The organism is Pseudofulvibacter geojedonensis, from assembly GCF_042675745.1.
Taxonomy (GTDB): domain Bacteria; phylum Bacteroidota; class Bacteroidia; order Flavobacteriales; family Flavobacteriaceae; genus Pseudofulvibacter; species Pseudofulvibacter geojedonensis.
On record NZ_JBHTJM010000010.1, the window covers coordinates 179,767 to 194,467 of the forward strand.

The 14,701-nt window shown below is 30.7% G+C and carries 11 protein-coding genes; 3 read left to right on the top strand and 8 right to left on the bottom strand.

Going from position 1 to position 14,701, the window contains the following annotated elements; all coding sequences use genetic code 11:
- The first annotated feature begins 4 nt into the window (after positions 1–4).
- Together ilvC and ilvA are read left to right on the top strand one after the other, a co-directional pair.
- Positions 5–1,480: a ketol-acid reductoisomerase gene (gene ilvC, locus ACFQ1O_RS12730; protein ID WP_377716440.1), complete on the top strand. Its 1,476-nt coding sequence runs from the start codon at positions 5–7 to the stop codon at positions 1,478–1,480.
- Positions 1,481–1,781: 301 nt separating this feature from the next.
- A complete protein-coding gene (ilvA, locus tag ACFQ1O_RS12735; protein WP_377716442.1) occupies positions 1,782–3,044 on the top strand; it encodes a threonine ammonia-lyase IlvA in 1,263 nt (420 codons plus the stop codon).
- Between the two features lie 138 nt (positions 3,045–3,182).
- Here ilvA and ACFQ1O_RS12740 read toward each other — a convergent pair whose 3' ends face one another.
- From ACFQ1O_RS12740 to ACFQ1O_RS12775, 8 genes are all read right to left on the bottom strand, one after another.
- Positions 3,183–4,277: a tail fiber domain-containing protein gene (locus tag ACFQ1O_RS12740; RefSeq protein WP_377716445.1), complete on the bottom strand. Its 1,095-nt coding sequence runs from the start codon at positions 4,275–4,277 to the stop codon at positions 3,183–3,185.
- Positions 4,278–4,347: 70 nt separating this feature from the next.
- The gene (locus ACFQ1O_RS12745; RefSeq protein ID WP_377716448.1) at positions 4,348–4,974 is read right to left on the bottom strand and encodes a response regulator; all 627 of its coding nucleotides are present in this window, start codon (positions 4,972–4,974) and stop codon (positions 4,348–4,350) included.
- A gap of 29 nt (positions 4,975–5,003) precedes the next feature.
- Entirely contained in the window at positions 5,004–6,353 is a 1,350-nt protein-coding gene (locus ACFQ1O_RS12750; protein WP_377716451.1) for a glycoside hydrolase family 19 protein, read from the bottom strand.
- Positions 6,354–6,551: 198 nt separating this feature from the next.
- Positions 6,552–8,408: an ATP-binding protein gene (locus ACFQ1O_RS12755; protein ID WP_377716454.1), complete on the bottom strand. Its 1,857-nt coding sequence runs from the start codon at positions 8,406–8,408 to the stop codon at positions 6,552–6,554.
- A gap of 312 nt (positions 8,409–8,720) precedes the next feature.
- Positions 8,721–9,836 carry a 3-isopropylmalate dehydrogenase gene (leuB, locus tag ACFQ1O_RS12760; protein WP_377716456.1) on the bottom strand — a complete coding sequence of 372 codons (1,116 nt, stop codon included), beginning with the start codon at positions 9,834–9,836 and terminating at the stop codon, positions 8,721–8,723.
- 3 nt (positions 9,837–9,839) lie between these two features.
- Positions 9,840–10,427 carry a 3-isopropylmalate dehydratase small subunit gene (gene leuD / locus ACFQ1O_RS12765; RefSeq protein ID WP_377716459.1) on the bottom strand — a complete coding sequence of 196 codons (588 nt, stop codon included), beginning with the start codon at positions 10,425–10,427 and terminating at the stop codon, positions 9,840–9,842.
- Between the two features lie 2 nt (positions 10,428–10,429).
- Positions 10,430–11,812 (bottom strand): 3-isopropylmalate dehydratase large subunit, encoded by a 1,383-nt coding sequence (leuC, locus tag ACFQ1O_RS12770; protein WP_377716461.1) that lies wholly within the window; start codon positions 11,810–11,812, stop codon positions 10,430–10,432.
- Between the two features lie 2 nt (positions 11,813–11,814).
- Positions 11,815–12,987, bottom strand: coding sequence for a 2-isopropylmalate synthase (locus ACFQ1O_RS12775; RefSeq protein ID WP_377716464.1), 1,173 nt, complete (start codon positions 12,985–12,987; stop codon positions 11,815–11,817).
- Positions 12,988–13,146: 159 nt separating this feature from the next.
- Here ACFQ1O_RS12775 and ACFQ1O_RS12780 point away from each other — a divergent pair, with 159 nt between their 5' ends.
- Complete coding sequence (locus ACFQ1O_RS12780; protein WP_377716467.1) at positions 13,147–14,691, top strand: hypothetical protein; 1,545 nt, start codon at positions 13,147–13,149, stop codon at positions 14,689–14,691.
- The last annotated feature ends 10 nt before the right edge of the window (positions 14,692–14,701 follow it).

The following is a 14,701-nucleotide window of genomic DNA, read 5'->3' on the forward strand; positions in this document are numbered from 1 at the left end:
AAAGATGACTAATTATTTTAACACATTACCGTTACGTTTACAATTAGAGCAATTAGGAACGTGTGAGTTTATGAATCCGTCTGAATTTGAAGAAGGAGTAAATAAATTAAAAGGCCAAAAAATAGTAATTGTGGGTTGTGGAGCCCAAGGATTAAACCAAGGATTAAACTTAAGAGATTCTGGCTTAGATGTTTCTTATGCTCTGAGAGAAGGAGCTATTAAAGAACAACGTCAGTCATATAAGAATGCAACCGAAAATGGTTTTAATGTTGGTACTTATGAAGAGTTAATACCAAATGCAGATTTAGTAGCAAATCTTACACCAGATAAGCAACATACATCAGTTGTAAAAACGGTAATGCCATTAATGAAACAAGGGGCTACTTTATCCTATTCACATGGTTTTAATATTGTAGAAGAAGGTATGCAGGTAAGAGAAGATTTAACCGTAGTAATGGTTGCTCCTAAATGCCCAGGTACAGAGGTGAGAGAAGAATATAAAAGAGGATTTGGTGTACCTACATTAATAGCCGTTCATCCAGAAAATGATCCTAAAGGAGATGGTTTGGCTATAGCTAAAGCATATGCTGCAGGTACTGGAGGACATAGAGCGGGTGTGTTACGTTCTTCTTTTGTTGCAGAAGTAAAGTCTGATTTAATGGGAGAACAAACTATATTATGTGGTTTATTACAAACAGGTTCTATTTTATCATTTGATAAAATGGTGGAACAAGGAATTGAACCATCTTACGCAGCCAAATTAATTCAATATGGTTGGGAAACAATTACGGAGGCATTAAAACATGGAGGTATTACTAATATGATGGATCGACTTTCTAATCCAGCTAAACTGAAAGCTTATGAACTATCTGAAGAGTTAAAACAAATTATGAGGCCGTTGTTTCAAAAGCATATGGACGATATTATGCAAGGGCGTTTTTCTGAAGGGATGATGAAAGATTGGGCGCAAGATGATAATGATTTATTATCGTGGAGAGCTGAAACTGGAGAAACTAATTTTGAAAAAACTACAGCTGGATCTATGGAAATTTCTGAGCAAGAATATTTCGATCACGGCACATTGTTAGTCGCCTTTGTTAAATCTGGAGTAGAATTAGCTTTTGAAACGATGACTGAAGCTGGTATTGGTCATGAATCGGCTTATTATGAATCATTACATGAGGCACCATTAATTGCTAATTTAATAGCAAGAAAGAAGTTATACGAAATGAATAGTGTTATTTCTGATACTGCTGAATATGGGTGTTATTTATTTGATCATGCTTGTAAACCATTACTAGAAGATTTTATGAGTAAAGTAAAGACGGATTTAATAGGAGCTAACTATAGCAAATCTAATGAGGTAGATAATCAAGAGCTTATTAAAATTAACGCTAGTATTAGAAATCACCCAATTGAAAAAGTAGGAGCTAGATTAAGAGGTTTTATGACAGCTATGAAACAAATTAACTTAAACTAGCCCACTAGTGGGACTTACTTAAAGTACTTTTAAGCAAAGCCTTCTACTAGTTTTAGAAGGCTTTGTTTTTTATCGAAGAGAATTGTCATCTATAAAACTAATCATAAAAAACACCGAAAGTAGCGTTGAAAATTAAAAGCAGTTTGAATTCCGATTATAAACAGGAATGAGTTCTTTTAATTTAGCTTTGAGGATGATATTTTATGAGTGTAGGTTTATGTAGACTAGATTTTTTTGTTTCTTTTTTTATCAATGGAAAAAAGAAAGTAATGATAGAGATTAAAAAAATAATCAGTTTATAATGAAGCTAAAAACAGTTTATCGTCCAACACTTTCAGATGTTGAAAAAGCAGTAGCAGTTATAAAGGAAGTGGTTACACCTACTCCGTTACAGTTAAATATAACTGCATCGAATAAAGTAGGAGCACAAGTCTATTTAAAAAGAGAAGATTTACAATTAGTACGTTCTTATAAAATAAGAGGAGCATATAATAAAATTAGTTCTTTAACTAACAACGAAAGAGCTAATGGTGTAGTCTGTGCTAGTGCAGGAAATCATGCTCAGGGAGTAGCTTTTTCGTGTAAGAAATTGCAAATAAAAGGAACCATATTTATGCCTGTTCCCACACCCAATCAAAAAGTAGAACAGGTAAGATTATTTGGAGGTGAATTCTGTGATATTAAATTAGTAGGTGACACTTTTGATGATGCTTATTTGGCAGCCAAAGAATTTGAAAAAGAAAATGAGTTAAGTTTTATACACCCTTTTGATGATGAAAAAGTTATAGAAGGCCAAGCAACTATAGGTTTAGAATTGTTAGAGCAAACAAATGAAACGATAGATTATGTTTTTGTGCCTGTAGGAGGTGGAGGTTTGGCATCTGGGGTTTGTTCTGTATTTAAACAATTGTCTCCAACAACTAAAATAATTGGAGTAGAACCAGGAGGAGCTCCTTCTATGAGTACTTCTATCAAGAACAATAAAAATACCACTTTAAGCTCAGTAGATAAGTTTGTAGACGGAGCAGCTGTTAAGAGAGTAGGAGAGCTTACCTATTCTATATGTAAAGAATTGTTAGACGATATGATAACGGTACCTGAAGGAAAAGTTTGTCAGACAATTTTAGAATTATATTCTAAAGATGCTATAGTTGTAGAGCCGGCTGGAGCTTTAACATTAGCGGTATTAGATTTTTATAAGGAAGAAATAAAAGGAAAGAATATAGTTTGCCTAGTAAGCGGAAGTAATAATGATATTTCGAGAACAGCAGAGATAAAAGAGCGGGCTTTGTTATATGAAAATTTGAAGCATTATTTTTTAGTGAGTTTTCCACAAAGAGCGGGAGCCTTAAAAGAGTTTGTTACAGAAGTATTAGGACCTAATGATGATATTACTCATTTTGAATATTCTAAAAAACATCATAGAGAACAAGGCCCTGCAGTAGTAGGAATACAATTAAAAGAACCTAAAGATTTTAATTTATTATTAGAGCGAATGAAAAAAAAGAGTTTTTATGGTGAGTATTTAAACAACAAACCCGATTTGTTTCAGTTTTTGGTTTGATTAATACAATCTAATATGAATTATAAAGAATAAAAAGAGCATCTATATTTCTGATGCTCTTTTATGACACACTCCAAATTTTAAATTAATTTGTTAGAGGTTAATTTATTTGAAGTGCTTTATGTAAACAGGGGTTAATTATTTTTGTTTTAGGATTTCTATTTCCTTATTAAGTTCTTTGATAGAGTTAATCAGTACGGGTATTAATTCCGAGTAGTTAACCCCAAGCTTTTTGTTTTTTACAAGTTTGTAGTTTCCTTTTTCATCTAAAGGAACCCAACTATGAGTTTTTACCACCTCTGGGATGACTTCTAGTAATTCTTGAGCTGACACCCCAATTTTAGTTTCTTGCTTTTGCTTTTTTTGTATTTTATTTTCTATCCAGTTATAAGTAAAGGTGTTAAGCTGTAATAGCTCTTTTAAGCCATACTTTAAAGGTTTTACATTGTTTTTGTATCTCATATCTGAGGTCTGTATGACTCCGTCATTAGCATAAAGCCTTGCCCAACGTTTACTTGAGCTACCTAAAGATGCACCAAAACTACTAGTTTGATCTTCTCTTGGATGAAAACCAGCATCTGCATCTAAATAAATTTCGTCTATTCCATCCATTAAATATTCAACAGACCCTAATTTTATTGAAGATCCACCAATTTGACTATTACTTTGAAAGCCAGCAACTACATCAATAGTATAATTATCTCCTCCTATTGTGGTGAGAGTAGTACCATCTACAGAAGTCCCTAAATAAGGGAAATTATCACCAAAATGGATATAATTTTCATTTAGAGCTGTTTTTAATATGGTTCGATCATTTCCTTTAATTTCAAAATCGCCAGGATAACTACTGGTAGAACTGGTTTCTAAAATAAAATCATGGTTTCCTAAATCTATAGTAGTTTCTTGAATAAGTGTTCCGCCTAATTGAGCATTGTTACCTGAGGCTGTTAGACCATTATTAAATGTATAAGTAGTTTTAAATGGTAGCCACTGAGTGCCATCGTAATACCAAAAACCATCTTCGTTATTGGTTTGATATATTAATAAGCCTGTAGCTGGGGAGTTGATTAATAACTTTTGCCCATAGGTTAATCGAGGTATTAATAAGCCAGAATCAGTACTTTGAAGATGTAATATAGAACTATTATCAGGAGTTGTTGTGCCAATACCAACTTGTGCATAAGTACTAATGCATATTAGTGTAACTAATAAAATAGAATGTAATGTTTTCATGATATAATTTATTTGAAACAAATTTCATTATCTTACATTACATTCTACCAACGGTTTTCAGGGGTAAACCTTAAAATAAATTATTAAGAAGTGAATACTTAATAAGTCCAACTACATTTTTAGAGTTGGTTTTTTGTAACAAGTTCTTTCTGTGTCCTTCTACAGTATATTTTGATATTTGGAGCTCTAAAGCAATTTCTGATGTAGTTTTTTCTTCTAGAATTAATTTTAAAACATCTAACTCTCGATCTGTAAAATCTATGGATTGATTATTTAAATTAGATTTTAAATAACTGTTATAAATACTTGTTTCATAATATTTTTCATTAGCTAAAACGTTACGAATAGCTTTTAATAGCTCAAATTGTGATGTGTTTTTACTTAGAAAGCCGTCTATGCCCAAAACGTGTAATTTTTTAAATAAAGCTATTTTATGATAACTGGTTAACACTATTATCTTAGGTGTTTTTTTAAAGTTTGATTTATTTTTATGAATGATTTTTATAAAATCAACACCATTGATTTCGGGCATTTCGATATCAGATATTAGCAAATCATAAGAGTTTGCTTTTAAAAAACTTATAGCAAGATTCACATGTGTAGCAATATCTACCTCGTAACTGTTGGCTTCTAAAACAAGTTTTAAACTGGTAGAAAAAACCTGATGATCATCCACTAGAAGTATTTTGACTGACATATAATTTTAGTTAACTAAAAATAATAATTTTATTGTTTAATTAGTTTATGAGTACTTTGTTTATTTTGAGATTTAATGACTACTATATATAAACCTTTGTTTAGCGAACTTAAGTTTATTGACGTATAAAGGTTATTAACAGGTCTTTCTATTACTTTATGTCCTGTAATAGTATAAATATAGATACTCTCAATGTTATAGTTACAACTAATATTTATATTAGTTATTGCAGGGTTTGGGCTTATAATTGATAAGTTTTTTTCTAAACTGTTTATATTTAATGTGCCATTTACGTTACAATTGGTATAGTCTTGCATAGCTATACTGTTGCTTTGGAAACAAAGAGTAGAATACTCTCCACTGTCCTCTTGAGCAATTTCTGTTGAAGTAAACCCCATTATGTCTAAATAATACTTATATAGCTCAGACCTTAATACTACTTTTTCTGTAAAAGCTGGTGTAGAGGTAGTTCTACATTCTAAACCACCGTTAATAATATTATTGGTGTGTGCAAAACCTTTCTTGTACATTGTGTTTTGAGTATAATCTCCTGATTCTGCAGCCCATAACTCATGCATTACTTGATGACAAGATGGTTTTGGACATTGTGGCATCATCCAGAACCAAATAGCAGATTTAAATGCTAGTACTCCATCTTGTTGTATTAAATCTGGGTTATTTAATAAAATACTAGGGTCGTTATATAAAAATTTACTGAACTGTCCATAATTATAATTCCATGATAATTGTATAGGACCACGGCCATAATAGCCTACAGTAGGGTTAGGAGGGTAGTCTGCATTTGAAGTATCTGAGTATGTACCAGCACCATTGGTGCTGGTATACCCAACTTCATGAACAAAATACAGTCCCCATTGAGCATAATCTCCGTTGGAACCACCACCCACTGGTAGTTGCCAACCACCCGTTGTTTCTTTAGAAATATTAGCTAGGAAAGCTGCTAGTTCACGTTTATTGTTTGTGTTGGATAATTTGTTTGCAAAATCTTGAAAATCTACTGTTATAACTATTTCTGTAGTTGGATTATTATGCCACCAAGTTTCTACATCACTATAAACGTAAGTAATATTTGTAGATTTTTTAGTTATTGTTGTTAACTCTCCCCAAACTCCGGGCTTTTTACGTATTTCTACTAAATAATCGCTCATTTCATCTACAGCAGTTTTAAAATTTGTGTAGGAGAAAAAATCAGACGTATACCCTTGTGGATGTCCTGGTAAAGTTCCAGCTCTTTTAGGAAACAGACTATTCCAATCTGCATTGGTAATTAAGTTATCTAAATTATTTTGTGCAATTGATGTAGTATTTGTTATACTAAACATAATAACAAATACCGTTTTAAGTACAATTAATTTCATATGCTTTAATATTAAGGGTTACTGGTGCAAAGATGCATTTGAATATAGATTAAAACACAACGGTTTTCAGGGGTGAGAATAAGTTAAGACTTAATTTATATACAAAAAGTAATATATAGAAGGTTGAGTTAATTAAGAAATAGATGGGCAGCTTTGCTAATTAAAACTCCTAGTTTGATTATAGTTGATAGGTAATAACTATAAAGGAATACTAATAGAAACCTTTGTGCCTTTAACAGATGAAATTATAATGGTACCGTTTAAGACAGATACTCTTTTCTGTATATTTTTTAAGCCAATACCGAATTTATGCTTGTTGTCTATACCAATTCCATTGTCTGAAACTTCTAATAATATACTTTTGTTATTTTCTAAAACTTCTATAGTTGCTCTTGTAGCTTTGGAGTGTTTTACTAAATTATTGATAAGTTCTTGTAAAATTCGATATAAATTAAGCAAGGTGTTTTCATTAAGGTCATCTATTTTTGTACTTATTACTATGTTTTTATGTACTTGAATTCCATTGTTTTTAACTATATCTGTTATTTTGTTTACTAGCTGAGTAAATGCTATTTCTGTAACACTATCAGGATTTAAATTATGAGATAAATTACGGACCTCATGGTATAGCTGATCTATTTTATTGATAGTAGAATTTATTAATGGGTTAGTGGCATTTTTAGGATTTGATAGTGATAATTTTAAAGCACTAATTTCACTAGCAATTCCATCGTGTAGTTCTAATGATAAACGTTCACGTTCTTCTGCTTGTGCTTTAATTTTTTCTTTTATAATTTCTATTCGTTGATTTTCTAAGGTTGATTTTAATTGTTCATCATGTAACAATTTTTGAATTTTACGGTTTTTATTATGTGCTTTAATTTTTGTTCTAAATACTATGATTAACGTTATAAAAAGTAATAACAATAATATTAATGCTACAGAATATAACTTTTTTATTTTTTTATCATCTTGAATGATTTGTTCCTTATACTTTATTTCTTTTTCACTTTCGTTTAATTTATAGCGCGACTCTAGGTCTAATTTTATTTTTGCTTTTTCAGAATTAAAAATGCTGTTATTTAGACTGGTAAACTTTTTTAAATAAATCTGTTCTTGTTTGAGCTGCTTGTTTCTTTCATAGAAACCTTTATAAGCCAAATAAATATCTTTGGTAACTATAGGTTCATTTTTACTATATTCTAATGCTTTGTCTAAAAGTTCTTTTTCTGTGTTAGAGTTTTCTTCTCTAGCTAATAAAGCTAAGTTTAAATAGGTTTTGGCAGTAAAGGTTTTAAAATTATTTTTTTCTTGGTAACGCAATGATTTGTTTAAATAACTTCGAGCTTTAACTAATTTACCCTGCATTATAGAAATATATCCAAGCATATTTAGAAAATTAGGATATGTATAAGTTGTAGTTGCTTCATCTATACTTAGACCTTTGTGTAAAAAGTTTTCAGCATTTATATAATCGTTTTTAAGTATGGAAATTTTACCTTTTCGTAGATAGTAGTCTATGGGAGCATACTTACTTTTTATAAGTTTGAATGATTTATCAAAATAAGCACTGGCATTGTCTAAATCATTTTCTCTTAATAGAATATCTCCCATTAACATGTACATTAACCCCTTTTGTTGTTGAAACTCTTCATATTCCATTGTATTTAAAGCACTAGTTAATTTTTCTATAAGTATATCACTTGCAATGTAATCTAGCCCCCAGTTTACGTAACTAATAACAGATTCATAATAAGGTAATTGTTTGTTAAAGTGTTTTTTTGCGAAGTTTAATCTCTTATTAAGATAAAAACGAGCAGAATCTTCCTTTCCAGTTAAATCATAAACATAGCTTAGAAATTTATAAGCTATTTGTTTTTCCTCATTTGTTTTAGCAATTTCTTTTAATAAATAGGCATCGGATTTTGCTTTTTCTGGAGCTTGAAAGAATATGTTACTAATTCTCTTCTCTACAGTTTTAAAATCGTCTGAAATCTGAGCATAACTATGTAAACAAAAAAGTAGAGCAATAAATAAGTAGTTGAAGGGTTTCATGAGTGATACATATTTAGAGCTAAAGTACAAATAATATTAAGTTGAATTGAATAGACAATATGAACTACAATTAAGCAAATTATAAAGAGGATAGTAATAGGGGGTAAGCTTAAGTGATTATAACGTTAAGTATATAAAAATGGGGGGTTACTATAATACTTAATAGGCATAAAATGTACCTCTTGTATATTTGAACCATAAAGTAGTTTTTAGCTTATTATGGGTTTTTAAGCAAACGAAATTAAATCGTTAAAAGCACCTCGAAAGAGGTGCTTTTTATTTATGGTCTACTATTTAGGTAAGGGGTTGAGGTTATATTATGGTAGATTGTCCAACTTCCATATTATCAGAGTTTAGACTTAATTCATTTATATTGGTAATGTATTCTTCTATAAACTCTCCGACATTAGTAGTTGTATAAGTACTATTTGGAATTAAGTCTGGAGTACAAATACCTAATTCAATAGATTTTTCTGAAGCTTCTCTTATAACATCAGCTTCTTCTGTTAAACCAAAATGATCAAGTAACATAGCAGAAGAAAGAATAGATGCAATAGGGTTGGCAATACCTTTTCCTTTTGCTTGAGGGTAAGACCCGTGAATAGGTTCAAATAACGCCTTGTCGTTACCAGTAGAGGCTGAAGCTAATAAGCCAATAGATCCTCCAATAACACTAGCTTCATCAGAAATAATATCTCCAAACATATTTTCAGTAAGTATCACGTCAAATTGTTTAGGGTTTAAAATCATTTGCATTGCAGCATTGTCTACAAATAAAAAATCGAGCTCTACAGAAGGATATTCTTTGGCTATGTTACTTACAACTTTTCTCCAAAGCCTTGATGTTTCTAATACATTGGCTTTATCTACTAAAGTAACTTTGTTATTTCTTTTTTCCGCAGCTTTAAACGCTTCATGAGTAATTCTACTAATTTCTTCTTCTGTATAGGCACAATCATCACTAGCTTTTGTACCGTCTTCAGATAAGTATTTTTTGCCAAAGTAAATGCCACTGGTTAATTCTCTATAAATAACCATATCTGCACCTTTAATAATTTGTTCTTTTAAAGGTGATTTATCTAATAAAGCATCATAAGCTTTAACAGGTCTAATATTGGTATATAAATTTAAAGCCTTTCTAAGAGCTAATAAACCCTGTTCAGGTCTTACTTTTGCGTTAGGGTTATTGTCGTACTTAGGATCTCCAATAGCTCCAAATAATATAGCATCACTATCTAAACAAATATCTAATGTTTTTTGAGGTAAAGGCTCTCCAGTTTCATCAATTGCAATAGCACCCATTAAGGCATGTTTATAAGTGAATTGATGATTGAATTTTTCTGCAATAGCATTTAAAACTTTAATAGATTGATTGGTTACTTCTGGGCCAATACCATCTCCAGGTAAAACAGCAATATTCAACTTCATATCTTAACTATTTTGTAATTCGAATTGTTTAATTTTTTCTTGTTGGCTAATTAAGTAGTCAATATCGTCATAGCCATTTAACAGACAGGTCTTCTTGTAATTATTGATTTCAAAACTTTCTTGGAGTTCTAATTCAGGGATACTAATAGTTTGTTCAACTAAATCAATTTTAATAATTGTTTTGGGGTTGTTAGTTGTTTTTTCTAATAATATCTTTAAGAATTCAGGACTAACTTGTACAGGTAGTAACCCATTGTTTAAAGCATTTCCTTTAAATATATCGGCAAAAAAGCTAGATATAACAGCTCTAAATCCATAATCGCTTATAGCCCAAGCAGCATGTTCTCTGCTAGAACCACAACCAAAGTTGTTACCAGCTATTAGAATATTTCCTTTGTAGGTTGAATTGTTTAAAATAAAATTTGGGTTTATGCTACCATCTTTATAATAGCGCCAATCTCTAAACACATTATCGCCAAAGCCATTTCTGTCTGTAGCCTTTAAAAACCTTGCAGGTATAATTTGATCGGTATCTATATTTTCTATCGCTAATGGAATTGCAGTAGATTGTATGGTTGTAAACTTTTCCATCGTTAATTTAAATGTTTAGTAATGTCAATAATTTTTCCTTCTACAGCAGTTGCAGCAGCAACTAACGGACTTGCTAAGAGCGTTTTTGCTCCTTGTCCTTGTCTACCTTCAAAGTTTCTATTAGAAGTAGATACACAATACTCTCCTTCTGGAATTTTATCATCGTTCATGGCTAAACAAGCAGAACAGCCAGGTTGTCTTAACTCAAAACCAGCTTTAGTGAAAATCTTATCTAATCCTTCTTCTTTTATTTGATTAGCCACTTTATGAGATCCAGGTACTAGCCAAGCATTGATGTTTTTAGCTTTTTGTTTACCATTTATGTACTCTGCTGCAATTCTAAAATCTTCTATTCTAGAATTTGTACAGCTTCCAATAAAGACATAGTTAATTTCTTTATTAATTAAAGATTCTCCTTTTTGAAAGCCCATATAGGCAAGAGATTTTTCAAAAGATTCATTATCTTCTTCAGGAATAGAATCGGTTATTTTGATTCCCATACCGGGATTTGTACCATAGGTAATCATTGGAGCAATATCTGATGCATCGAATTGATATTCAGTATCAAATACAGCGTCTATATCAGATTTAAGAAGTTTCCATTCTTTCACTTTATTTTCAAAGTCAATACCTTTAGGAGCAAATTCTCTATTTTGAACATAGTTATAAGTAGTTTGATCTGGAGCAATCATTCCTCCTCTAGCTCCCATTTCTATACTCATATTACAAACAGTCATCCTTCCTTCCATACTCATGTTTTCAAAAACATCACCAGCAAACTCTATAAAATGACCAGTTCCAGCATCTGTACCTAATTTAGAGATAATATAAAGTACTACATCTTTAGGAGTAACACCTTTAGATAAGTTACCATTAACACTAATACGCATACTTTTAGGTTTTGTTAAAAGTAAACATTGGCTCGCAAATACTTGTGCTACTTGGCTGGTACCTATACCAAAAGCTATAGTGCCAAAAGCACCATGAGTAGAGGTGTGGCTATCACCACATACCATTGTCATACCCGGTTGTGTAATTCCTAGTTCTGGAGCAATAACATGTACAATACCATTATTTTTATGTCCTAATCCATAAAGTTCTATGTTGTTTTTAGAACAGTTTTTAGTAAGCTGTTCCAGTTGGTTTCTAGACAACTCATCTTTAATGGGTAAATGTTGATCTACTGTAGGAGTGTTATGATCTGCAGTAGCAATTATTTGTTGAGGCCTAAATATAGGAATCTCTCGTTTTTCTAATTCATTAAAAGCTTGTGGACTAGTTACCTCATGAATAAGATGTTTGTCTATATATAGTATTTGTGGTCCGTCTGGTATGCTATCAACTACATGTTTATCCCATACTTTATCAAATAATGTCTTTTTCATAATTACGCATAAACGGGTTTTACAATTCCTGTTAATTTCATGATCTGATGAATGTCTTCATCGATTACTTCTTTCTTTTTATCTGCAAAATTTAAAAACTCACTATATACTTTATCTAACTCTAGCTTAGTTAACTCATAGCCAACATTTTTTGCTCGGTAAGCCAAAGCAGCTCTACCACTTCTTGCTGTTAAAATAATAGATGATTCATTAACACCAACTTCTGCAGGATCAATAATTTCGTATGTTTCTCGGTTTTTAATTACTCCATCTTGATGAATACCTGAGCTATGTGCAAAGGCATTAGAACCAACAATAGCTTTATTGGGTTGTACAACCATACCCATACTATCTGAAACTAAATGACTAATATCTGTAAGCATTTTAGAATTGATATTAGTATTTAAGTTTAGATAAGGATGTTGTTTTAAGATCATTGTTACTTCTTCTAAAGAAGTATTTCCTGCTCTTTCTCCAATACCATTAATGGTACATTCTATTTGTCTAGCACCATTAATTGCTCCCGCAATAGAATTAGCTGTTGCTAGACCTAAATCGTTATGACAGTGGCAAGAAAGGATAGCCTTATCTATTCCTGTAACATTTTCTTTTAAGTATTTTATTTTAGCACCATATTCTTCTGGTAAACAATAACCAGTTGTATCAGGAATGTTTAATACAGTTGCACCAGCTTTTATTACTGCTTCGCAAACTTGCGCTAAAAATTCATTATCTGTTCTACCTGCATCTTCTGCATAAAACTCTACATCTTCAACAAAAGTTTTAGCATACGATACGGCCTTAACAGCTCTTTCTATAATAGCCTCTTTATTGGAGTTGAATTTATATTTAATATGAGATTCCGAGGTTCCAATTCCGGTATGAATTCTAGGTTTTTTAGCGTGTTTTAAAGCATCTGCAGCAACTTCAATATCTTTTTTTACGGCTCTTGTTAATCCGCATACAGTAGCATTTTTTACCAGTTTAGCAATTTCTGATACAGAGTTAAAATCTCCAGGGCTTGAAACAGGAAATCCAGCTTCGATAATATCTACACCTAATAAATCTAATTTTTCGGCAATAATTAATTTTTGCTTGGTGTTTAGTTTGCATCCAGGAACTTGCTCTCCGTCCCTAAGAGTTGTATCAAAAATTTGAACTTGATTGGTACTCATAACTAAAAAATACGTTTAAAAAATTTTGTTTTATAAAACGAATGTATACTTTGTGTTGTAGTAATAAGTTATTTTTTGTTCGAGTTTTACAGTGTTCAAAAGGAATAATAATAGGTAAAAACTCAGTGTTTAAAAGAGGTAGCAGGTTATAGTTTTACAATGTTAAATAGTCAAAAAGAACCACTTTTTAAATTAATTAAGTCACTTTCTAAATCTGAAAAACGACAGTTTAAGTTGTTTGTAGGCCGATTAGAAGGAAATACTAATGCAAAGTTTTTGAGTTTATTTAGCCATTTAGACAAAAGTGAATTGTATGATGAACAAATTATAATTAAAAAGGGAATTGTATCAAAGCAACAATTATCTAATTTAAAGGCAAATTTATATAAGCAAATATTAAAAAGTTTACGTTTAAATCCTGCTCATAAAAATATAAGAGTTCTTTTAAGAGAACAATTAGATTATGCTACTATATTATATAATAAAGGACTTTATAATCAGAGTTTAAAAGTATTAGAAAAAGCTAAAACTACAGCCTTAGAATACGAAGAGAAAAACTTAGCTTACGAAATAGTTGAACTAGAAAAGGTAATAGAAACACAATACATAACAAGAAGTATAGCTTCTAGAGCCGATGAATTGGCAGTACAAGCGAAAGAACTTAGTAAACTTAATGTAATTGCTAGTAAACTATCTAATCTGTCTTTGCAGTTATATGGTTTGTTGTTAAAAGTAGGTTATGTTAAAAATGAAGAGGACTACAGTGAAGTTACAGAGTATTATCAAGATCGAATGCCAAAGTATAATTTTGAGGAATTAAGTTTTCGCGAAAAACTATGGTTGTATAAAGCAAAACTTTGGTATAGTTTTTTAATACAAGATTTTTTGTTATGCTATAAATATGCTAATAAATGGGTAATGCTTTTTAGTGAGTATCCCAAAATGATAGAAGTTAACCCAGTTTTTTATTTAAAGGGACAACATTATTTATTAGAATCTCTATTTCTTATAAAACATCAAACTCAATTTGAAGAGACTTTAGATAAGTTAGAAGAAAATTTAGAGAATGGACGTATCATAAAAAATGATAATACTGAAACCTTAGGTTTTGTGTATCTATATACCAATAAAATGAATGCTTACTTTTTAAAAGGAGCTTTTAAAGAAGGTCTAGTTTTAGTTGATGAAGTAGAAGCTTTAATTGAAAAGTATAAAAACAGATTAGATCAACATCATATTATGTTATTTTATTATAAAATAGGTTGTTTGTTTTTTGGAGCAGGTAATAATAAAAGTTGTATAGAGTATTTAGGAAGAATAATAAACAATAAAGAATTAAAAGGTAGGGAAGATTTAATGTGTTTTTCTAGAATTCTTAACTTGGTAGCACATTATGAAGAGGGTTTAGATTTTAATTTAGAAAAACAATTAAAGAGTACCTATCGTTTTTTGTTAAAAATGAACGATTTACATCAGGTTCAAAAGGAAATGCTTCAGTTTTTAAGAGAGGTAACAGATATTTACCCACATCAAATTAAAAAGGCTTTTAAAAACCTTCACACTAAGTTAAAAGTATATGAAGATCATCCTTATGAAAGAAGAGCGTTTTTGTACTTAGATATACTTTCGTGGTTAGAAAGTAAAATAGAAGGTAAACCTGTCGATAAAATTATTCAAGAAAAATCTAAAGTATTATTGAGATAATAAAAAAGCA

Excerpts from the sequence above, each read along its gene's own strand:
- ilvC (WP_377716440.1), top strand. The coding sequence starts at position 5 with ATGACTAATTATTTTAACACATTACCGTTACGTTTACAATTAGAGCAA.
- ilvA (WP_377716442.1), top strand. The coding sequence starts at position 1,782 with ATGAAGCTAAAAACAGTTTATCGTCCAACACTTTCAGATGTTGAAAAA.
- ACFQ1O_RS12740 (WP_377716445.1), bottom strand. The coding sequence starts at position 4,277 with ATGAAAACATTACATTCTATTTTATTAGTTACACTAATATGCATTAGT.
- ACFQ1O_RS12745 (WP_377716448.1), bottom strand. The coding sequence starts at position 4,974 with ATGTCAGTCAAAATACTTCTAGTGGATGATCATCAGGTTTTTTCTACC.
- ACFQ1O_RS12750 (WP_377716451.1), bottom strand. The coding sequence starts at position 6,353 with ATGAAATTAATTGTACTTAAAACGGTATTTGTTATTATGTTTAGTATA.
- ACFQ1O_RS12755 (WP_377716454.1), bottom strand. The coding sequence starts at position 8,408 with ATGAAACCCTTCAACTACTTATTTATTGCTCTACTTTTTTGTTTACAT.
- leuB (WP_377716456.1), bottom strand. The coding sequence starts at position 9,836 with ATGAAGTTGAATATTGCTGTTTTACCTGGAGATGGTATTGGCCCAGAA.
- leuD (WP_377716459.1), bottom strand. The coding sequence starts at position 10,427 with ATGGAAAAGTTTACAACCATACAATCTACTGCAATTCCATTAGCGATA.
- leuC (WP_377716461.1), bottom strand. The coding sequence starts at position 11,812 with ATGAAAAAGACATTATTTGATAAAGTATGGGATAAACATGTAGTTGAT.
- ACFQ1O_RS12775 (WP_377716464.1), bottom strand. The coding sequence starts at position 12,987 with ATGAGTACCAATCAAGTTCAAATTTTTGATACAACTCTTAGGGACGGA.
- ACFQ1O_RS12780 (WP_377716467.1), top strand. The coding sequence starts at position 13,147 with ATGTTAAATAGTCAAAAAGAACCACTTTTTAAATTAATTAAGTCACTT.